The sequence below is a fragment of the Micromonospora sp. CA-248212 genome (assembly GCF_050948405.1).
Taxonomy (GTDB): Bacteria; Actinomycetota; Actinomycetes; order Mycobacteriales; family Micromonosporaceae; genus Micromonospora.
This window is the reverse complement of sequence record NZ_CP192023.1, coordinates 6,098,415-6,118,754: the sequence shown is the minus strand read 5'-3', so window position 1 is coordinate 6,118,754 and position 20,340 is coordinate 6,098,415. Positions and strand designations below refer to the sequence as shown.

The 20,340-nt window shown below is 69.9% G+C and carries 14 protein-coding genes, 2 tRNA genes and 1 pseudogene; 11 read left to right on the top strand and 6 right to left on the bottom strand.

Features of this window, described 5'->3' with window-relative positions:
• The first annotated feature begins 83 nt into the window (after positions 1-83).
• From ACQP03_RS28715 to ACQP03_RS28700, 4 genes are all read left to right on the top strand, one after another.
• Positions 84-1,502 (top strand): MFS transporter, encoded by a 1,419-nt coding sequence (locus ACQP03_RS28715; protein ID WP_433459120.1) that lies wholly within the window; start codon positions 84-86, stop codon positions 1,500-1,502.
• A 31-nt stretch (positions 1,503-1,533) separates the two neighbouring features.
• Positions 1,534-2,493: a DNA polymerase domain-containing protein gene (locus tag ACQP03_RS28710; protein ID WP_357398312.1), complete on the top strand. Its 960-nt coding sequence runs from the start codon at positions 1,534-1,536 to the stop codon at positions 2,491-2,493.
• A gap of 103 nt (positions 2,494-2,596) precedes the next feature.
• Positions 2,597-3,046 carry a helix-turn-helix transcriptional regulator gene (locus ACQP03_RS28705; protein ID WP_357133907.1) on the top strand — a complete coding sequence of 150 codons (450 nt, stop codon included), beginning with the start codon at positions 2,597-2,599 and terminating at the stop codon, positions 3,044-3,046.
• Positions 3,047-3,080: 34 nt separating this feature from the next.
• The gene (locus ACQP03_RS28700) at positions 3,081-5,462 is read left to right on the top strand and encodes an ATP-binding cassette domain-containing protein (protein WP_396833041.1); all 2,382 of its coding nucleotides are present in this window, start codon (positions 3,081-3,083) and stop codon (positions 5,460-5,462) included.
• A gap of 237 nt (positions 5,463-5,699) precedes the next feature.
• On the opposite strand, the gene ACQP03_RS28695 is transcribed toward ACQP03_RS28700, so the two are convergent.
• Positions 5,700-5,755 (bottom strand) — tRNA-Gln (locus tag ACQP03_RS28695).
• Between the two features lie 234 nt (positions 5,756-5,989).
• Here ACQP03_RS28695 and ACQP03_RS28690 point away from each other — a divergent pair.
• Both ACQP03_RS28690 and ACQP03_RS28685 read left to right on the top strand, forming a co-directional pair.
• Positions 5,990-7,132: a DUF262 domain-containing protein gene (locus tag ACQP03_RS28690; RefSeq protein ID WP_396833042.1), complete on the top strand. Its 1,143-nt coding sequence runs from the start codon at positions 5,990-5,992 to the stop codon at positions 7,130-7,132.
• Positions 7,129-7,647 carry a HEPN domain-containing protein gene (locus tag ACQP03_RS28685; RefSeq protein ID WP_396833043.1) on the top strand — a complete coding sequence of 173 codons (519 nt, stop codon included), beginning with the start codon at positions 7,129-7,131 and terminating at the stop codon, positions 7,645-7,647. The genes ACQP03_RS28690 and ACQP03_RS28685 overlap by 4 nt, the downstream gene beginning before the upstream one ends.
• Before the next feature lie 58 nt (positions 7,648-7,705).
• On the opposite strand, the pseudogene ACQP03_RS28680 reads toward ACQP03_RS28685, so the two are convergent.
• The 5 genes and pseudogenes from ACQP03_RS28680 to ACQP03_RS28660 form a co-directional block, all read right to left on the bottom strand.
• A pseudogene (locus ACQP03_RS28680) lies at positions 7,706-8,161 on the bottom strand (HAD family hydrolase); the annotation flags it as partial.
• Between the two features lie 218 nt (positions 8,162-8,379).
• Positions 8,380-8,451: transfer RNA gene (locus ACQP03_RS28675), tRNA-Arg, on the bottom strand.
• Positions 8,452-8,543: 92 nt separating this feature from the next.
• On the bottom strand, positions 8,544-9,236 hold the full coding sequence (locus ACQP03_RS28670) for a winged helix-turn-helix domain-containing protein (protein WP_355052838.1): 693 nt from the start codon (positions 9,234-9,236) through the stop codon (positions 8,544-8,546).
• Positions 9,237-9,761: 525 nt separating this feature from the next.
• Positions 9,762-10,430, bottom strand: a complete 669-nt coding sequence (locus ACQP03_RS28665; protein ID WP_433459116.1) for a DUF305 domain-containing protein — start codon at positions 10,428-10,430, stop codon at positions 9,762-9,764.
• A gap of 8 nt (positions 10,431-10,438) precedes the next feature.
• Positions 10,439-11,239, bottom strand: coding sequence for a DUF3105 domain-containing protein (locus ACQP03_RS28660; RefSeq protein ID WP_357174562.1), 801 nt, complete (start codon positions 11,237-11,239; stop codon positions 10,439-10,441).
• A gap of 98 nt (positions 11,240-11,337) precedes the next feature.
• Between ACQP03_RS28660 and argS the strand changes: the two genes are divergently transcribed.
• The 5 genes from argS (at position 11,338) to ACQP03_RS28635 (ending at position 20,292) form a co-directional block, all read left to right on the top strand.
• Positions 11,338-13,005 carry an arginine--tRNA ligase gene (gene argS, locus ACQP03_RS28655; RefSeq protein WP_357133919.1) on the top strand — a complete coding sequence of 556 codons (1,668 nt, stop codon included), beginning with the start codon at positions 11,338-11,340 and terminating at the stop codon, positions 13,003-13,005.
• Position 13,006: 1 nt separating this feature from the next.
• Positions 13,007-14,392, top strand: a complete 1,386-nt coding sequence (lysA, locus tag ACQP03_RS28650; RefSeq protein WP_357174565.1) for a diaminopimelate decarboxylase — start codon at positions 13,007-13,009, stop codon at positions 14,390-14,392.
• Positions 14,393-14,400: 8 nt separating this feature from the next.
• A complete protein-coding gene (locus ACQP03_RS28645; protein WP_357134032.1) occupies positions 14,401-15,711 on the top strand; it encodes a homoserine dehydrogenase in 1,311 nt (436 codons plus the stop codon).
• A 134-nt stretch (positions 15,712-15,845) separates the two neighbouring features.
• A complete protein-coding gene (gene thrC, locus ACQP03_RS28640) occupies positions 15,846-16,895 on the top strand; it encodes a threonine synthase (protein ID WP_357133925.1) in 1,050 nt (349 codons plus the stop codon).
• A gap of 118 nt (positions 16,896-17,013) precedes the next feature.
• Positions 17,014-20,292: an efflux RND transporter permease subunit gene (locus ACQP03_RS28635; protein WP_433459113.1), complete on the top strand. Its 3,279-nt coding sequence runs from the start codon at positions 17,014-17,016 to the stop codon at positions 20,290-20,292.
• Positions 20,293-20,340: the final 48 nt, after the last annotated feature.

Genomic DNA, 20,340 nt, shown 5'->3' with positions numbered 1-20,340 from the left:
GGACACAACAGTGCCTCCTTCCGCTCCCGCTCATGGTCACAGACGATGGCGTCGGTAACAAACCGTGCACCAAGGAGGATTCCGTGGACCGAGCGACCCCGTCCCGCTGGCCGGCGCTGCTGGTGCTCTGCGCCGGCAGCCTCATGGTCATTCTCGATGGCAGCGTCGTGTCGGTGGCCCTGCCCGCCGTCCAACGCGACCTGGGCTTCACCGCCGCCGGGCTGGCCTGGGTGGTCAACGCCTACCTGGTGGCGTTCGGCGGGCTGTTGCTGCTCGCCGGCCGTCTCGGTGACCTGCTCGGCCGACGCCGGGTCTTCCTGGCCGGCGTCGTGCTGTTCACCGTGGCCTCGGCGGCCTGCGCGGTGGCCGGCAATCCGGCCCTGCTCGTCGGCGCGCGGTTCGGCCAGGGTGTCGGTGGCGCGCTGGCCATGGCGGTCAGCCTCGGCATGATCGTCCGGCTCTATCCCGAGCCGGCCGAGCGGGCCCGCGCGATCGCCGTCTACAGCTTCACCGGGGCGGCCGGCGCGTCGATCGGCACGGTGGCCGGGGGAGTGCTGACCGAGCTGGCTGGCTGGCGTTCGATTTTCCTGGTGAACCTCCCGATCGGGGCGGCGATCCTGCTCGCCACCGCCGGCCTGATGGCGGCCGTGCTGGGCATCGTGGGTACGGGTGAGCACGGCTGGACCAGCCGGCGCACCCTCGGCGCGGTGGCGCTCGCCGCGCTGCTGCTCGGCGGCTTCGCGCTACGCCAGCGCGTGGCGTCCACCCCGCTGCTGCCTCCCCGACTGCTGCGCGTCCCGGGGCTGCTCGCGGCGAACACCGTGCAGTTCCTCATGGTGGCCGCGTTCCTCGGCTTCCAGTTCCTGCTCGCCGTGGAGCTGCAACTGGTGCTCGGGCTGAACGCGGCGGCGACCGGCTGGGCGTTCCTGCCCACCCCCGTAGTGATCGCGGCGGTGTCGCTCGGCCTGTCGGGCAGGCTGATCGCCCGCTGGGGCGCCCGAACCGTGCTGGTGACCGGGCTCGGCCTGGCCGCCGTCGGTTTCCTGCTGCTCGCCCGGCTGTCCGCCGACGGTGGCTACCTCACCGACGTACTCCCGGCGATGTTGATCTTCGGGGTGGCCGGCGGCCTGACCCTGCCGGCGGTCACCACGCTGGCGATGGCCGGCGCGACCGACGCCGACGCCGGGCTCGCCTCCGGTCTGGCCAACACGACCCAGCAGGTCGGCGGGGCGGTCGGCCTGGCGACGCTGGCGACCCTCGCGGCGGCCCGCAGCGACGCTCTGCGGGCCTCCGGTCAGGCCGAGGCGGCCGCGCTGGCCGGCGGTTACCGGGTGGCGTTCGCGGTGGCCGCCGCCCTGGTGCTCGCCGCCCTGCTGCTGGCGCTTGCACGGTGCCGCGCCGGCCGGGCGGGGCGCGACCCGACGTCGACGGACCGGTCGACGGGCCGGCCGCCGACCGTGGTCCTCGAAATCGGCAGGCCTCCGAGCGCCGCGTCCGGTTGACCGACGACGCCGAGGCCGCGAGGGTGATCGGGTGAGTGAGGCTGACGAGACCCGCGACGGCGTGGCCCTGACCAACCTGGACCAGCCGCTGTCCGACCGTGACGACGCCACCAAGCGCGACCTTGTCGACTACCTCGACGCGGTCCGGGGGCCGATCATCGGGCAACTCCGGGACCGGCCGCTGTCGGTGATCCGGGTCCGCCCCGGCCAGCCGCCGTTCATGCAGAAGAACCTGCCCCGCTACACCCCGGACTGGGTACGCCGGACGCCGGTCTGGGCCGAGGCGTCGCACCGGGAGATCTCGTACGCCCTCTGCGACGACCGGCGGACCCTGCTCTGGCTCGCCAACCAGCGCGCGGTCGAGTACCACCCGACCCTGGCCACGGTTGCCGACCTGCACCGACCGAGCCACCTGGTGCTCGACCTGGACCCGCCGGAGGGCGACGGGTTCCGGGCGGCGGTCGACGCGGCCCTGCTGGTCCGCCAGGCGCTCGCCGACGCCGGCCTGGTCGGAGCGGTCAAGACCAGCGGCGCCAAGGGCGTGCACGTCTTCGTCCCGGTCACGGGCGACGCCACCGCCGAGGAGTTGGCGGCCGCCACCCGGGCGCTCGCCGTCCGCGCCGAACGGCTCGACCCGGCGCTCGCCACCACGGCGTACATCCGCGAGGACCGGGGCGGGAAGGTGTTCGTGGACGCCACCCGCTCCGGCGGGGCGACGGTCGTCGCCGCGTACAGCCCGCGACTACGGCCCGGGATGCCGGTGTCCTTCCCGGTCGACTGGGCCGACCTGACCGAGGTGACCCCGGCGGACTTCACCATCCGGACGGCGCCGTCGCTGCTCGCCGGGACCGACCCGTGGGTCGCGCTGCTGCCGGAACCCCAGCAGATCCCCGCAGACCTGGTCACCGAGGGTCGCGCCATCCCGGTGGCCCGCGTCCAGGCCATGCACGAGGGCAAGCGCCGGGCCCGCGCCCGCCGCGAAACCACCTGACGGTACGCCCCGACGACTGCCCCACGCGCCGCCACGCGGCTCGGCTCCGGCTCGGCCGTCCGGCGGTCCTGTCTTGTCGGTGGTCTGTGGCACGATTTGCCGGGTGACCAGCCGATCCACGGAGAGCCAGCGCCTCGCCGACCTCGCGCGGCTGCGTCGCGTCCGCGACCGCATCGACCGGGAGTACGCGCAGCCGTTGGACGTCGAGGCGCTCGCCCGGGGCGTCCACATGTCGGCGGGGCACCTCAGCCGGGAGTTCCGGCTCGCCTACGGCGAATCGCCGTACAGCTATCTCATGACCCGGCGCGTGGAGCGCGCCATGGCCCTGCTGCGTCGTGGCGACCTGAGCGTCACCGATGTCTGTTTCGCGGTCGGCTGCTCGTCGCTCGGCACCTTCAGCACCCGCTTCACCGAACTGGTCGGTATGCCCCCCAGCACGTACCGCCGGGAGGCGGCGCTGTCGACCGCCGGGCTGCCATCCTGTACGGCGAAGCAGGTCACCAGACCCATCAGGAATCGAGAAGCGCAGGTCACGCGGCCACCCCTAGCGTGACCGGGGCCCCGCCACCCCAGCAGATGGAGAGACGATGAGCAAGGCCACGGACTCGCCCGCGGCGCACGTCGCGGACCGCCACGACCTGATCCGGGTACAGGGCGCTCGCGTCAACAACCTCAAGGACGTCACGGTCGAGCTGCCGAAGCGTCGCCTCACGGTGTTCACCGGTGTCTCCGGCTCGGGCAAGAGCTCGCTGGTGTTCGGCACCATCGCCGCCGAGTCGCAGCGGATGATCAACGAGACCTACAGCGCCTTCCTCCAGGGCTTCATGCCGACGCTGACCCGGCCCGAGGTCGACGTGCTGGCCGGGCTCACCACCGCGATCATCGTCGACCAGGAGCGGATGGGGGCCAACGCCCGCTCCACCGTCGGCACCGCCACCGACGCCAACGCGATGCTGCGCATCCTGTTCAGCCGGCTCGGGCAGCCGCACATCGGCTCGCCGAACGCCTTCTCCTTCAACGTCCCGTCGGTCCGGGCCAGCGGCGCGATCACCGTGGAACGTGGCGCGGGCAAGACGAAGACCGAGAAGGCGACCTTCAACCGCCTGGGCGGCATGTGCCCGCGCTGCGAGGGGATGGGCGCGGTCACCGACTTCGACCTCTCCGCGCTGTACGACGACAGCAAGTCGCTCAACGAGGGCGCGATCACGATCCCCGGCTACAGCATGGAGGGCTGGTACGGGCGGATCTTCCGGGGCTGCGGCTACTTCGACCCGGACAAGCCCATCAGCAAGTACACGAAGCGGGAGCTGCAGGACCTGCTCCACCGGGAACCGACCAAGATCAAGGTTGAGGGCATCAACCTGACGTACTCGGGCCTGATCCCGCAGATCCAGAAGTCGTTCCTGTCCAAGGACATCGACACGTTGCAGCCGCACATCCGTGCCTTCGTGGACCGGGCGGTCACGTTCACGACCTGCCCCGACTGCGACGGCACCCGGCTCAGCGCCGAGGCCCGCTCGTCGAAGATCGCGGGCAAGAACATCGCCGACGTCTGCGCCATGCAGATCAGCGACCTCGCGGCCTGGGTCCGGGGCATCCAGGAGCCGTCGGTCGCGCCGCTGCTCAGCGGGTTGCAACACCTCCTCGACTCGTTCGAGGAGATCGGGCTGGGCTACCTGTCACTCGACCGACCGTCTGGCACGCTCTCCGGCGGCGAGGCGCAGCGCACCAAGATGATCCGCCACCTCGGGTCGTCGCTCACCGACGTCACGTACGTCTTCGACGAACCGACGATCGGGCTGCACCCGCACGACATCGCCCGGATGAACGGCCTGCTGCTGAGACTGCGCGACAAGGGCAACACCGTCCTGGTCGTGGAGCACAAGCCGGAGGCCATCGCCATCGCCGACCACGTCGTCGACCTCGGTCCGGGCGCCGGCACCGGCGGGGGTGAGGTGGTGTTCGAGGGCACCGTCGACGGGCTGCGCGCCAGCGACACCCTGACCGGGCGGCACCTGGACGACCGGGCCGCGCTGAAGTCGTCGGTGCGTACACCCTCCGGCACGCTCGCCGTGCGGGGCGCGAACACCCACAACCTGCGGGACGTCGACGTCGACATCCCGCTCGGCGTGCTCGTGGTGGTGACCGGCGTGGCCGGTTCGGGCAAGAGCTCGCTCATCCACGGCTCGGTGTCCGGCACCGACGGCGTGGTGTCGGTCGACCAGAGCGCGATCCGCGGCTCCCGACGGAGCAACCCCGCGACGTACACGGGTCTGCTCGACCCGATCCGCAAGGCGTTCGCCAAGGCCAACGGTGTGAAGCCCGCGCTGTTCAGCGCCAACTCCGAGGGTGCCTGCCCCGGCTGCAACGGCGCCGGCGTCATCTACACCGACCTGGGGATGATGGCCGGCGTCGCCGCCACCTGCGAGGAGTGCGAGGGTCGGCGGTTCCAGGCGTCCGTACTGGAATACCGGTTCGGCGGCCGGGACATCAGCGAGGTGCTCGCCATGTCGGTGACCGAGGCGGCGGCGTTCTTCGGCACGGGCGAGGCGCGTACCCCGGCGGCGCACGCCATCCTCGACCGACTCGTCGACGTCGGGCTCGGCTACCTCAGCCTCGGCCAGCCGTTGACCACCCTGTCCGGCGGCGAGCGGCAGCGGCTCAAGCTGGCCACCCGGATGGCCGAGAAGGGCGGCATCTACGTCCTCGACGAGCCGACCACCGGCCTGCACCTCGCCGACGTGGAGCAACTGCTCGGCCTGCTGGACCGGCTGGTCGACTCCGGCACGTCGGTGATCGTCGTCGAGCACCACCAGGCCGTCATGGCGCACGCCGACTGGATCATCGACCTCGGCCCGGGCGCCGGCCACGACGGCGGCCGAATCGTCTTCGAAGGCACCCCGGCCGACCTGGTAACGGCCCGCAGCACCCTAACCGGACAACACCTGGCCGAGTACGTAAACGCCTAACGCCACCCCACCCCGCGTCCCCAGGTCTCCCGCGATCTTGCACTTTCGGTGGCGACAAACGTTGCATTACTTCCCAAAACGAAAACCGAAACTGCAAGATCGCGGAGTGGAGGGGTTCGGGGCCGTTCGACGCGAGCCGGCACCGGGTACGTGGGGTCCGGGGTTCGGCCCCGGGACAGAAATGACAAGCGCCCCAGGTCCGCGCTTCTCAGCGACATGGAGCGCGAAAGCTTGTGCCCCCGGCAGGATTCGAACCTGCGCCCCCGCCTCCAGAGGGCGGCGCTAGCCACGCTCGAACCACATGCCTGACCTGGGCGAACGCTGGTAGTTGGGCTGCAGCGCGGGCAGCTTTGGCACACATGTGGCATGGAGTGCTGTCCAATGCCCGGTCGCTGCCCCACGCGCCCGTGATCCACAAGCAATCACAGGAGTTCCTCGGCACGCCGGCTCACCGAGGCCGGGAGCTGTCGGTTCGGGCACGGCCTACTAGTCTCGACACACGTGCCCTTCAACGATTGAGGATGCTTATGTCGGACACATACCAGGGTGACGGGGAAGGTGGCCTCGAGAACGAGCAGTTCGAGCCTGAGGGTGTCAGTGGTGGAGACGACCAAGACACGCCGATCCCAGACCTCGAGCCAATCTCGTACTTCGGAACGGATTTCGACGTTCACGGCCTCGTGCGACGCCTCAACAATCGTGACATTGTCGTTCCGAACTTTGACCCAGCCGTGGAGTCAGAGTCGGATCTGTCGGGCTTCCAGCGTAAGTTTGTATGGAAGAAGCCGCAGATGGACCGTTTTGTAGAGTCACTGCTGCTCGGCTTCCCCGTTCCAGGCATCTTTCTCGTCCAGCAGGCAAACAAACAACTGCTTGTACTTGATGGGCAGCAACGGCTACGCACCTTACAGCGCTTCTACGCAGGCAAGATTAATCCCAAGGTAGAGTTCAAGCTCGAACACGTCACGGACAAGTTGAAGGAATTGACGTATTCCACGCTGGATGATGAACAACGGCGACTGCTTGATAACACGTTTATTCATGCCACTGTGGTCAAGTACAACTCTCAGCTAGGCGGAGATGAGAGCGTTTACTCACTGTTCGAGCGCCTAAATACAGGCGGCACGAACCTCTACCCTCAAGAAATTCGAGTAGCCCTGTTTCATGGATCTCTGGTGGAACTCCTTCGAGAATTCAACGGCCATCCCTCTTGGCGAGCGATCTACGGTCCGATCTCGGAGCGCTTGAAAGATCAAGAGCTTATTTTGCGGTTCTTGGCCTTTCATCAGGAAGAGGGTAGCTATCGCAGACCATTGAAGGTTTTCTTGAACACCTTTCTGGCCGACCATCGCAACCTCGAGGGACTGGACGTCGCAAACCTGCGCCAAGTCTTCGCCGAAACCTGCGACGTTCTGGCTCGCACGCTGGGTCGAAAGGCTCTACGTCCAGAGAGCCAGATTAATGCTGCCTTCGCTGACGCCATTCTCATGGGTATGAGTTCAAGGCTTAGCCGTGGCCCACTTCAGGATGAGTCGCACGTGGCAGCGACCAGAGAGCAGCTTCTTCGGAAGCCGGATTTCGTGAGCGCTGTCGCTCGCGCGACCGCCGACGAGGACCGTGTCGAGCGGCGTCTTCGCATGGCTAGGGAAGCCTTTGAAGAGCTCGCATGAGGCGTCCGAATCACTCGTTGAAGGCCCGGTATGAAGTCGGCCGACTCAAAAAGGAACTAGAGGAGCTATACATACGAGCAGACCCCCGTGCGATCGATGATCCCGAACTCGCCGCAGACTTAGGCCAGTATCTTTGCCTGCGGGTCTCTGGCTATCTCGAGCAAGCAACGGCAGTGATCCTTAGAGATTTCTGCTCGAAAAACTCCTGGGGATTCGTTCAGCAATTTGCCAACTCCTGGCTTGACCGGATGCCGAATCTAAGCTCTGACGCGCTGTTGAAGATGGTCCGAAGATTCGACGGCTCCTGGGCTGACGAGCTCGAAGCCTTCCTGGCGGTGGAGGAACGAAGGAACAGTCTCAACTCCCTAGTGGGAATCCGCAATGGCGTAGCTCATGGAAAGCAGCAAGGACTATCCCGTAAGCAGGCTTGGGAGTATTTTGAAGTGGCCGAAGCGATCATTGAGTGGCTGTTGGATCGGTTTGCCAAGGCGGAGGACGCTTCTCCCGCCCAATAGCTAGCGGTAGCCGTCCACCGGTTTGCTCATCATATACGCGCCAGTTTGCGGCGCGATTTCAACCGCTGATGCCCTCGACCAGCACACTAGCTATCTCGCCCATGCTCGTGACTACTGCGCCTGCCGCAGCGGCTAGGAATGTCTCGACTTTGGTCGGCCGATTTGCGTAGCCAATTGCCCTTACTCCGGCCGCCCGTGCTCCTTCGATATCGGAGAGCGAGTCACCGACCAAAACGCACAGACTCGCCGGCTCATTGACGGCGCGCACGGCTTGCAGGATCGGTTCAGGATTGGGTTTCATACGAGCCGGGTCGGCGTACGCCCGCCCGACCACGGGCGAAACGTACCCGGCGAGCCGGTGGCGCTGCCAGGTAGGCGCTCACCTCACCGGCCGAGTTATTGCTGACCGCCGTCACCGGCAGCCCGGCTTGATGGGCACCACGATGACCTCGCGGCCGTACGGCGTCGGCTCGGCAGTCTCGACAGCCCGGCGCTCGGCTGCGCAGACGGCATCTCAGGATCTACGCCAAGTGCCTAGACGGCGGTGAGGCTGCTCTCCGGCAGCGCGTCGAACGGGCGTTTGGCCACGACTGACGCGCCCGAACTTTGGCACGGATATGGCACAGACGCCCGCCACGGGCCGCTGACGGCCCGACACACGAGTAAGACCCCTGACCGGGTTTTCCCTGGTCAGGGGTCTTACTGTGCTGGTCAAAGGTTTCTTAGCAAGTGTGCCCCCGGCAGGATTCGAACCTGCGCCCCCGCCTCCGGAGGGCGGTGCTCTATCCCCTGAGCTACGGGGGCTCAGCGACTGGAGAAGACTAGCAAACCTCCTCCGCGTACGCCGAATCGGTATCGGGTGGGCCGGTCGTGTCGGCGACCGGCCCACCCGGTACTCAGGCCGCGACCGCCCGTCCGCAACTGGGCAGCGGGTGCAGGACGATCCGCCGGGGCAGCCGGCGCGGCCACTCGTTGCGGGGCCAGGACCCGTCCACGATCAGGTGCACGGTGCGCTGTTCCTCGCCACTGAGTCGCAGTACGAAGTCGCGGGGGAGCGGCGGGTCGACCGTCGGCGTCGTGATCATGAAGCGCACCCGGCCCCGGGACGACACGGCGGAGATCACGTCGGCGGCCGGCATCGTGCCGCGCAGCCGTACCCGCCCGATCCAGTAGACCTCGGCGAGGTGCTCCTGGGCCGTCCGGGTGATCGCCGGGTACTCGCTGCGTACCCACCGTTCGACCGCGCTGACGCAGAGCCCGCAGGCACGCTCGCGCGGCTCGCGCGGACCCAACCCCCAGGCCCGCAGGTACGCCCCGACCGCGCCCACGTCCAGCGGAAGGTCGAACCGGCGCTGGATGAGCGTGGTGAGGCTCTGCCGCGTCCACAGCTCCTCGTCCAGGCCGAACTCGTCGGGGTGGACGCCCCGGAGTGTGTCGATCAGTTCGAGTTCCTGCTCGCGGCTGAGCATTCCCGGCTCGCCCTGCCGCTGTCCGCGACGGACGGCTGCCACCGCCCCGTCACCGCCGATGGTGTGGCGTCGGCACCAACTGGTGACCGAGCGCCGTGCGTCTCTGAGTGCAACCCCCACGTCTTGGGCAACGAGCACGAATCACTACTGGTCACGATATGTGTGGAGAAAACTCTCTAAGCGATGTAATCGCCTGTCTAGGGCAAAACGGCCACAAGTGACGAATAGGTATCTATGGGACGCCACGGTCGCCGGGTGGCCCGGCGGGTCCGGCGGGCGGCGTGGCTCGGGTGGCGATCCGGCATGGTCCGCCGCCAGGTCGCCGATGTGGCGGCATCCGCGCGCCTGGACACCGCCACATCGCCGATCTCGGGTGGATCATGCGCGCCCCCGCGTCGTGGACGTCATGGTCGACTCGGGTTCGTGGAAGTCGGGGCGTCCCGGCCGCGCCGACAGCCCGATTTGCAGGAATCCGAGTCGATCACCGAGACCGTGCCCCGCCCCCCGCCGCTGCCCGCCGCGCCCGCGCAGCGGCGCGGCGGGCAGCGGCGTGTCCCGCCGCGGGGCAGCGGCCGGATACGGGCCGGGCCCGCGTCCGCCGAGGTGCGGCGGTGACGCGGGCCCGGTGTGCCCGTGCGGAGTGGATCAGCCCTTGGCCTGCGCCTGGAGCTGCCGGAGGTTGTTCAGCTCGGACTGCTGGGTGGACTTCATGGTCTCGGCCACCCGTACCACCTCGGCGTTGTCGGTCTCGGCGAGCGCCGCGTCGATCATGTGGATCCCGCCCAGGTGGTGGTTGTACATGAGGGTCAGGAACTGCCGGTCGACCTCGATGCCCTTGGCGTCGCGCAGGGCGGCCATCTGCTGCGGCGTGGCCATGCCCGGCATCAGCCCGTCCTTGACGGCCGCGCCGTCGGACATCCACGACATCGGCGGCTGCGAGCCGGTCGGGCTCAGCCCCCACTCGCGCAGCCAGGTCTGCATGGCGCCGATCTCACCCTGCTGACCGGTGGCGATGTCGACGGCGATCTGCCGGACCTCGGGCAGCGTCGCCGACCGGTACGCGATCAGGCTCATCTCCACGGCCTGGGTGTGGTGGGTCGTCATGTCCCGGGCGAAACCCGCCTCGACCGAGGCGTCACCGGGGCGGGTGAGCCGGGGGGTGAGCAGACCGCCGGCGTACCCGAGCAACAGCCCCACCACCAGCAGGGTGGTAAGCGCGAGCAGCCCGTAGCGCCGTGCCGGCGCCCGGCCGCCCTCGTCCGGGCCGGCCTGGGTCTCGTCGTACTCGCTGTCGGTGGTGGTGGGGGCTGTCATCGAGGTCCTTACTGGGTGGGCGGCTGCTGCTGGAGCTCACGCGGGGTGGTGCCGGTGGCGGTGACGCCCTGGTTGCAGAGCGCCGTGGGGCCCTCGACCGAGGCGTTCACCCGCAGGTCCTTGATGAAGTCGTCGATCCGCTTGTCGTCGGCGTTGTCGACCTTGAGCTGGTAGCCCCACGCCTGGAGCGAGATCGGCTTGTCCAGGCCCTCGTACGGGCTCATCAGCATCTTCTCGACGCCACGCACCTTGCCGGCGAGCTTGTCGACCTGGTCCTTGGGCAGGTCCGGGCGGTACGTGATCCACACCGCGCCGTGCTCGAGGCTGTGCACGGCGTGCTCGCTGGCGATCGGGGCGTCGTACACGTCGCCCATGCAGTTCTGCCAGGCCGCGTTGTGCACGCCACCCACGGGCGGCGAGTACTTGTAGGTCAGCGGGCCGGCCTTGTGCGCCTCGTACTTGAGGCTCTCCGGGTCGGACTTGCGGATGTTGGTGATGCCGTCGATGGCGTTGGCCCGCTTGTCCCACGGCTTGGAGCCCTGGACCGCGGCCCAGGCGCCGTAGCCGATGATGCCGGCCGCGAGGACGCCCACGGCGACGAAGAGCGCGATCGGACCCCACGCCCGGCCCTGGCTCACCTTGACCGGTGCGACCGGCTTGCGCGGGCCCTTGCCACCGGCCCGGGGGGAGCCCGTCGGCTTGCCGGTACCGGCCTTGGCGCCAGGCGCCGGCCGGCCTGCGGCCGGCTTCTTGCCGGTGCTGACCACGGTCGGGCGGCGCTCTGGGCCACCCGGGGTGCTGATGCTCATCGTGCCTCGTCAAGTCGGTCGGTCAGGGGAGATGGCGGGCCGGTTGACGCGCAGGGTAGCCGCCGAGTGCCCGAGTCTACCCCCGATAACATGGTTGGGTGACTCCTGCAGAACTCGCCTCGGTCGTCCTCACCGCCGCCCACGCCGTCTTCACCGACCGTGGCCTGGATCACGCCGCGCTGCCGGAGCGCACGGTGGTGGAGCGACCGCGCAACCCCGAGCACGGCGACTACGCCTCCACGCTCGCTCTGCAGTTGAGCAAGAAGGTGGGCGTCCCGCCGCGTGAGCTGGCCAGCGCCCTCGCCGACGAGCTGGGTCGGGCGCCCGGGGTCAAGTCGGTGGAGATCGCCGGGCCGGGCTTTCTCAATATCCGGCTGGACGCCGCCGCCGCCGGCCAGCTCGCCCGGGTGATCGTCGAGGCCGGCGCGGAGTACGGCCGCAGCGACCGCCTCGCGGGCGAGAAGATCAACCTGGAGTTCGTGTCGGCCAACCCCACCGGTCCCGTGCACATCGGGGGCGTCCGCTGGGCGGCCGTCGGCGACGCGCTGAGCCGGCTGCTGCGGGCCACCGGCGCCGAGGTCGGCACGGAGTACTACTTCAACGACGCCGGTTCGCAGATCGACCGCTTCGCCCGGTCGCTGCTGGCCACCGCGAAGGGCGAGGCCGTGCCGGAGGACGGCTACGGCGGCGCGTACATCGCGGAGATCGCGACCGAGGTGCAGGCCCGCCGGCCCGACGTGCTCGGCCTGGACGACGCCGCCGCCCAGGAGGTGTTCCGCGTCGAGGGTGTCGCGTTGATGTTCGACGAGATCCGCTCGTCGCTGCGGGACTTCGGCGTGGAGTTCGACACCTACTTCAATGAGAAGGACCTGCACGATCGGGGCGAGCTGGACCTCGCGCTGGCGCGGCTGCGCGAGCAGGGCCACCTGTACGAGTCCGAGGGCGCGACCTGGCTGCGGACCACCGACTTCGGTGACGACAAGGACCGGGTGCTGCGCAAGTCCAACGGCGAGTGGACGTACTTCGCCGCGGACTGCGCCTACTACCTGGACAAGCGGGAGCGCGGCTTCGAGCGGGTCGTGATCATGCTGGGCGCCGACCACCACGGCTACATCGGCCGGATGAAGGCGATGTCCGCCTGCTTCGGCGACGACCCGGAGCGCAACCTGGAGATCCTCATCGGGCAGCTGGTCAACCTGCTGCGCGACGGCGCCCCGATGCGAATGAGCAAGCGGGCCGGCACGGTGATCACCCTGGAGGACCTGGTCGAGGCGATCGGCGTGGACGCCTCCCGGTACGCGTTGGCCCGTTACTCCAGCGACTCACCGATCGACATCGACATCGAGCTGTGGACGCGGGCGACCCGCGACAACCCGGTCTACTACGTGCAGTACGTGGCCGCGCGGACGGCGGGCGTGGCCCGCAACGCCGCCGAGGTGGGCCTGGTTCCGGGCGACGCCGACGCGTTCCGCCCCGAGCTGCTCGAGCACGAGAAGGAGAACGAGCTGCTCAAGGCGCTCGCCGAGTTCCCGGCGGTGGTGGCCACGGCCGCCGAGCTGCGCGAGCCGCACCGGGTGGCCCGCTACCTGGAGGAGAGCGTCGCCGCCTCCTACCACCGGTTCTACGACAACTGCCGGGTGCTGCCGTTGGGCGACGAGGAGGTCACCGACCTGCACCGCGCCCGGCTCTGGCTCAACAACGCCACCCGCACGGTGATCGCCAACGGTCTGCGCCTGCTCGGCGTCTCCGCCCCCGAGAGGATGTGACATGCGGGCTCACGAGGCTGGTGCGCTGCACGCGGACATCAGCAACCAGGGGCCGGCCTGGCTGCGTACCCCGGCCGACGTCAACGCCCTCGTGCCGGCGCTGTGGCCGCGCAGCGTGACGCGCGGCGCGGACGGCGCGGTCGCCGTCGCGGGCCTGAGCGTCCGCGACATCGCGACCGAGTTCGGCACCCCGGTGTACGTCCTCGACGAGGCCGACCTGCGCTCACGCTGCCGCGACTTCCGGGCGGCCTTCCCGACCGAGGACGTCTACTACGCGGGCAAGGCGTTCCTCTGCCGGGCGGTGGTCCGGATGATCGCCGAGGAGGGCCTGCACCTGGACGTCTGCACCGGCGGCGAGCTGGCCACCGCGCTCTCGGCCGGGATGCCGCCGGAGCGGATCGGCTTCCACGGCAACAACAAGTCGGTCGCCGAGCTGGGTCGGGCGCTGGACGCCGGGGTGGGCCGCATCATCGTCGACTCGTTCACCGAGATCGACCGGCTGACCGCGCTGGCCCGCGAGCGCGGCGTCCGCCCCCGGGTGCTGGTCCGGGTCACCGTGGGCGTCGAGGCGCACACCCACGAGTTCATCGCGACCGCCCACGAGGACCAGAAGTTCGGCTTCTCCCTGGCCGGGGGAGCGGCGGCCAACGCCGCGTTCAAGATCCTCGACGAGGACGTACTGGAGCTGCGTGGGCTGCACTCGCACATCGGGTCGCAGATCTTCGACGCCAGCGGCTTCGAGGTGTCGGCCCGTCGGGTGCTCGCCCTGCAGGCGCAGATCCGCGACGCCCGGGGGGTGGAGCTTCCCGAGTTGGACCTGGGCGGCGGCTTCGGCATCGCGTACACCACCCAGGACGACCCGGCGACCCCGCAGGACCTGGCCAAGCGGCTGCGCAAGATCGTCGACTCGGAGTGCGCGGCGGAGAACCTGGCCGTTCCCCACCTGTCGATCGAGCCGGGCCGGGCCATCGTCGGGCCGGCCGTGTTCACGCTCTACGAGGTCGGCACGGTCAAGGACCTCGACGGCATCCGGACGTACGTCAGCGTGGACGGCGGGATGAGCGACAACATCCGTACCGCCCTCTACGACGCGTCCTACTCCGCGACGCTGGCCTCGCGCGCCTCGGACGCGGCGCCGTTGCTCGCCCGCGTGGTGGGAAAGCACTGTGAGTCCGGGGACATCGTGGTGAAGGATGAATTCCTGCCCGCCGACGTGCAGCCCGGAGATCTTGTCGCGGTACCCGGCACCGGCGCGTACTGCCGGAGCATGGCCAGCAACTACAACCATGTGCCCCGGCCGCCGGTCGTCGCGGTACGTGACGGCCAGGCGCGCCTGATCGTCCGGCGGGAGACCGAAGAGGACCTGCTGGCATTGGATGTGGGATGACGTCACCTGTGCGCTTGGCTCTGCTCGGCTGCGGCACGGTCGGCCAGGAGGTGGTCCGGCTGCTGCACGAGCAGTCGGCCGACCTGGCCGCCCGCATCGGCGCTCCACTGGAGATCGCCGGCGTCGCCGTCCGTCGGCTCGGCCGCGACCGTGGTGACCTGCCGATCGACGAGAGCCTGTTCACCACCGACGCGCTCGGCCTGATCAAACGCGACGACGTGGACGTGGTCATCGAGGTGGTCGGCGGGATCGAGCCGGCCCGGAGTTGGCTGGTCGAGGCGCTGCGCGCCGGCAAGAGCGTGGTCACCGCCAACAAGGCGCTGCTCGCCGAGGACGGCGTGGCCCTGCACGAGGCAGCCGCCGAGGGTGGCGGGGACCTCTACTACGAGGCGTCCGTCGCCGGCGCCATCCCGCTGCTGCGCCCGCTGCGCGAGTCGCTGCACGGCGACCGGATCAACCGGGTCACCGGCATCGTCAACGGCACCACCAACTTCATCCTGTCCGCGATGGACGCCACCGGCGCCGGCTTCGCCGAGGCCCTGGAAGAGGCCACCGAGCTGGGGTACGCCGAGGCCGACCCCACCGCCGACGTGGAGGGCTTCGACGCCGCGGCCAAGGCCGCGATCCTCGCCTCGTTGGCGTTCCACACCCGGGTCGGCGCGGCCGACGTGCACCGCGAGGGCATCACCGAGGTGACCGCCGCGGACATGGCCAGCGCCCAGGCGATGGGCTGCACGATCAAGCTGCTCTGCATCGCGGCCCGGGGCGTCGACGCGGCCGGTCAGGAGACGGTCAGCGTCCGGGTGCACCCGGCGATGATCCCGCGTAGCCACCCGCTGGCCAGCGTCGGCGATGCGTTCAACGCGGTCTTCGTCGAGGCGGACGCGGCCGGTCAGCTCATGTTCTACGGCCGGGGCGCGGGCGGCGCGCCGACCGCCAGCGCCGTGCTCGGCGACGTGGTGGCGGTGTCCCGCAACCGGCTCGCCGGGGTCCGCGCGGCCAGCGAGAGCGCGTACGCCGACCTGTCGGTGCGGCCGATGGGCGAGGCGCTGACCCGCTACCACGTCAGCCTCGACGTGGCCGACCGCTCGGGTGTGCTGGCCGCCGTGGCGAGCGTGTTCGCCCGGCACGACGTGTCGATCGCGACCGTGCGCCAGGGCTCGGCCGGTGGCGCTCCCGGCCGCGACGGCGACGCCGAGCTGGTCATCGTCACCCACGTGGCGCCGGACGCCGCGCTCGCCGCGACCGTCGACGAGCTGCGCGGTCTGGACATCGTCCGGTCGGTGACGAGCGTGCTGCGGGTCGAGGGCGGCGCCTGAGTCGTTGGACCATCAGGGCGGCTCGGGCGTCCCGCCAGGTGGGTAACCCGGGGTGTGCCATCGATGGCTCCGGCAGGGTGGTCCAGGGTGACCTGGTGCTCGGGTCGGAGCTGCGGTAAAGCGAGGAGATTGACATGTGGCGGGGTCTGATCGAGGCGTACCGGGATCGGCTGCCCGTCACCACGGCCACGCCGGTCGTCACGTTGCACGAGGGGAACACCCCGCTGCTGCCGGCGCCCGTGCTCTCGGCCCGGCTGGGCTGTGACGTCTACCTGAAGGTGGAGGGGGCCAACCCGACCGGCTCCTTCAAGGACCGGGGGATGACCCTCGCGGTGTCGAAGGCGGTCGAGGCCGGCAACAAGGCGATCATCTGCGCCTCCACCGGCAACACCAGCGCCTCCGCCGCGGCGTACGCGGCGCGGGCCGGGCTGACCTGCGCGGTGCTGGTGCCGCAGGGCAAGATCGCGTTGGGCAAGCTGGCCCAGGCGCTGGTGCACGGGGCGAAGCTGCTCCAGGTCAGCGGCAACTTCGACGACTGCCTGGCGCTCGCCGCCAAGCTCGCCCAGGATCACCCGGTCGCCCTGGTCAACTCGGTCAACATCGACCGCCTGCACGGGCAGAAGACGGCCGCGTTCGAGATCGTGGAGGCGCTCGGCGACGCTCCGGACATCCACTGCCTGCCGGTCGGCAACGCCGGAAACATCTCCGCGTACTGGATGGGGTACTCGGAGGAGCAGGCCGCCGGCGTCACCACCCGCGCGCCCAAGATGTACGGCTTCCAGGCGTCCGGAGCGGCGCCGATCGTGACCGGCCAGGTGGTGCCGGAGCCGTCCACCATCGCCACCGCGATCCGGATCGGCAACCCGGCGAGCTGGACGAAGGCGCTCGACGCCCGGGAAGCCTCCGGCGGCCTCATCGCGGCGGTGACCGACCGGGAGATCCTGTCGGCGTACCGGCTGCTCGCCCGTGAGGTGGGCGTGTTCGTCGAGTTGGGCAGCGCGGCCAGCGTGGCCGGCCTGCTCCAGCAGGCCGCGGCGGGCGCGGTGCCGGCCGGTTCGACGGTGGTCTGCACGGTGACCGGTCACGGCCTGAAGGACCCGGAGTGGGCGATCTCCACCGCGCCCGCCCCGCTGACCATCGGCAACGATCCGTTGGCCGCGGCCCGGGCCCTCGACCTCGCCTGAGAGCGCTGGCGCGGCTGGCGGTGGGCCGCCGCCGGGGGCGGCGGGGGTTCCGGTGATCGAGTCCGGCACACTTTCAGGTATCCCCGCCCGCATTCTCTTTCAGGAGTGAGCCAGGCCGATGTCGCTGCTCGCCAGATTCAGCCTCGCCAACCGAGGGCTGGTCGCCCTCATCGCGGTGGTGACCACGGCGTTCGGAGCGTTCGCCGTGCCGTCGCTGAAGCAGCAACTGCTGCCGTCGCTCGAGTTCCCGGCCGCGTTCATCGTGGCCGCCTACCCCGGCGCCGGACCCGAGATCGTCGAGTCGCAGGTGACCGAGCCGATCGAGAACGCCCTGCAGGGCATTCCGGGGCTGGACAAGGTCACCTCCACGTCCCGCGAGGGTTCGGCCACCGTCCAGGTCGAGTACGAGTTCGGCACCGACCTGGACGACGTGGTCAACAAGATGCAGACCGCGCTGAGCCGGATCGACGCCCAGTTGCCGGACAGCGTCGACCCGCAGGTCATCGCGGGCAGCACCGACGACCTGCCGGCGGTGGTGCTGGCCGCGGCCGGCGGCGCGGACGAGCGGGCGCTCGCCGAGAAGCTGCGCGCGACGGTGGTGCCGGAGCTGGAGGGCATCGAGGGCGTTCGTACGGTCGAGGTGACCGGCACCCGCGACGACGTCGTGGTGGTCACCCCGGACCCGGCCAAGCTGGCCGCGGCGAAGCTCGCGCCGACCGCGATCGGCACCGCCCTGAAGACCAACGGCGTCTCCATCCCAGCCGGCGCGGTGACCTCGGGGGGTCTGGCCCTGCCCGTGCAGGTCGGAACGCCGGTCGCCACCGTGGACGACCTGCGCGGCATCGTCGTCGCGCCCGGCGCAGCGCCGGTGCGCCTCGGTGACGTGGCGACGGTCGAGCAGCAGCTCGCCCCGGCCACCGCGATCACCCGGACCAACGGCAAGGACAGCCTCGGTATCGCCGTCACCGCTTCGCCGGACGGCAACGCGGTGGCGATCTCCCACGAGATCCGCGACCGGCTGGCCGACCTGAAGGACGCCTCCGGCGCGGACCTGACGGTGGTGTTCGACCAGGCGCCGTTCGTGGAGAAGTCGATCGAGTCGTTGACCACCGAGGGCTTGCTGGGCCTGCTGATGGCGGTCATCGTCATCCTGGTCTTCCTGCTGTCGGTGCGCTCGACCGTGGTCACCGCGGTCTCCATCCCGCTCTCCGTGCTGGTGGCGCTGATCGCCCTCTGGATCGGCGACTACTCGCTCAACCTGCTCACCCTCGGCGCGCTGACCATCGCGGTGGGCCGGGTGGTGGATGACTCGATTGTCGTGCTGGAAAACATCAAACGGCATCTGGAGTACGGCGAGGAGAAGCAGCACGCGATCATCACCGGCGTCCGTGAGGTGGCCGGCGCGGTGACCGCGTCCACCCTCACCACGGTCGCGGTGTTCGCCCCGATCGCGCTGGTCGGCGGGTTCGTGGGGCAGCTCTTCGCGCCGTTCGCGATCACCGTGACGGTGGCCCTGCTCGCCTCGCTGCTGGTCTCGCTGACGGTGATCCCGGTGCTGGCGTACTGGTTCCTCAAGCCGCGTGGCGGCACCGTCGACGACGAGGCGGTGCGTCGTGACGCGGAGGAGAAGGAGCTGCACAACCCGTTGCAGCGGGCGTACCTGCCGGTGATCGGCTTCGCCACCCGTAAGCGGTCGACCCGCTGGATCACCGTCGGGCTCGGCCTGCTGGTGCTCTTCGCCACCTTCGGGCTGGCGCAGAAGCTGGAGACGAACTTCCTGGACGACTCCGGCCAGGACACGCTCAGCTTCCGGCAGGAGCTGCCGGCGGGCAGCGGTCTGGCCGCCACCGACGCGGCGGCCAAGCAGGTCGAGGCGGTCCTCGGCCGGATCGACGGAGTCGAGACGTACCAGGTGACGGCCGGCGGCGGCGACACGCCGTGGGCGGGTGGCGGCGGTAACAACGTCGCGAGCTGGTCATTGGCGCTCGGCGGCGACAAGGACGCCAAGCAGGTACGCGAGGAGCTGCGCCGGGAGTTCGACAAGCTCGGCACCAGCGTGGGCGAGGTCAGCTTCGGCGGTGGCCAGGACGCGTCGACCAGTCAGCTCGAGGTGATCGTCCAGGCCAGCGACCCGGAGGTGCTGACCCGCGCCGCCGAGGCGGCCCGTACGGCGATGGACGACGTCCCGGACGTCGAGGACGTCACCACGAGCCTCGCCGCGCGGGTGCCGCGGGTGGACGTGACCGTCGACCGGGTCGCTGCCGGTCGGGTCGGCCTCACCGAGGCCGCCGTGGGTCAGCTCGTGTCGCAGGCGTTCCGTGGCGCTCCGCTGGGTCAGGTGGCGCTCGACGGGCGTCAGCAGGACGTGGTGCTGCGGTTGAGCGCGACCGCTCCGGTCTCGGTGGAGGAGCTGCGCGCCCTTCCGGTCGGGCCGGTGAAGCTCGACGACATCGCGGACGTCACGCAGGCCGAGGGGCCGCAGCAGGTGACCCGGATCGACGGTGAGCGCAGTGTCTCGGTGACCGGCGCGGCGACCGGGTCCAACCTGGGCGCGACCACGAAGGAGCTGCAGAAGCGGCTCGACGGCATCGACGTCCCGGGAGCGACCCTCACCATCGGTGGAGTCAGCGCCGACCAGTCGGACGCGTTCGGCGACCTGGGCCTGGCGGTGCTCGTCGCCATCGCGATCGTGTTCCTGATCATGGTGGCCACGTTCCGCAGCCTCACCCAGGCGTTGATCCTGCTGATCTCCATCCCGTTCGCGTCCACCGGCGCGATCGGTCTGCTGCTGATCACCGGTACGCCGCTCGGCGTGCCGGCGTTGATCGGTGTGCTGATGCTGGTCGGCATCGTGGTGACCAACGCGATCGTGCTGCTCGACCTGATCAACCAGTACCGGGCGCGGGGCATGGGAGTCCAGGAGGCGGTGGTCGAGGGTGGCCGGCGTCGGCTGCGACCGATCCTGATGACCGCGGTCGCGACGATCTTCGCGCTGCTACCGATGGCCTTCGGGTTGACCGGTGAGGGTGGGTTCATCTCGCAGCCGCTGGCGGTCGTGGTGATCGGTGGCCTGCTCAGCTCGACGCTGCTGACGCTGGTCCTGGTGCCGACGCTCTACTCGATGGTGGAGCACACCAAGGAGTCGCTGCGGGAGCGGCGTCATCGGCGGCGCTCCGGCGACGCCGTGCCGAGCGGGTCGGAGAACGTCGAGCCGGACGGTCCGAACCAGGTGGCGGTGCCGACGGGCGCCCCGGCCGCGTCGGCCGAGAGCGCGCAGCCGTCGGCGACGCGCCCCGCGCCGTCCGGTGCGCTGGTGGACGGCACGGACCAGTTCGAGGTGCTGCGGTTGCCCCGCAGCCGCCGGTCGCCGCTACCCCCGTCGGAGCCGACCGAGTAGCCGACCGACATCGCGGGCAGCGCCCCCGGCAGGATCTCCTGTCGGGGG

Bases quoted from the DNA above. Each gene is read 5' to 3' on its own strand.
- ACQP03_RS28700 (WP_396833041.1), top strand. From the start codon at position 3,081: ATGAGCAAGGCCACGGACTCGCCCGCGGCGCACGTCGCGGACCGCCAC.
- ACQP03_RS28690 (WP_396833042.1), top strand. From the start codon at position 5,990: ATGTCGGACACATACCAGGGTGACGGGGAAGGTGGCCTCGAGAACGAG.
- ACQP03_RS28685 (WP_396833043.1), top strand. From the start codon at position 7,129: ATGAGGCGTCCGAATCACTCGTTGAAGGCCCGGTATGAAGTCGGCCGA.
- ACQP03_RS28665 (WP_433459116.1), bottom strand. From the start codon at position 10,430: ATGACAGCCCCCACCACCACCGACAGCGAGTACGACGAGACCCAGGCC.
- ACQP03_RS28660 (WP_357174562.1), bottom strand. From the start codon at position 11,239: ATGAGCATCAGCACCCCGGGTGGCCCAGAGCGCCGCCCGACCGTGGTC.
- lysA (WP_357174565.1), top strand. From the start codon at position 13,007: ATGCGGGCTCACGAGGCTGGTGCGCTGCACGCGGACATCAGCAACCAG.
- thrC (WP_357133925.1), top strand. From the start codon at position 15,846: ATGTGGCGGGGTCTGATCGAGGCGTACCGGGATCGGCTGCCCGTCACC.
- ACQP03_RS28635 (WP_433459113.1), top strand. From the start codon at position 17,014: ATGTCGCTGCTCGCCAGATTCAGCCTCGCCAACCGAGGGCTGGTCGCC.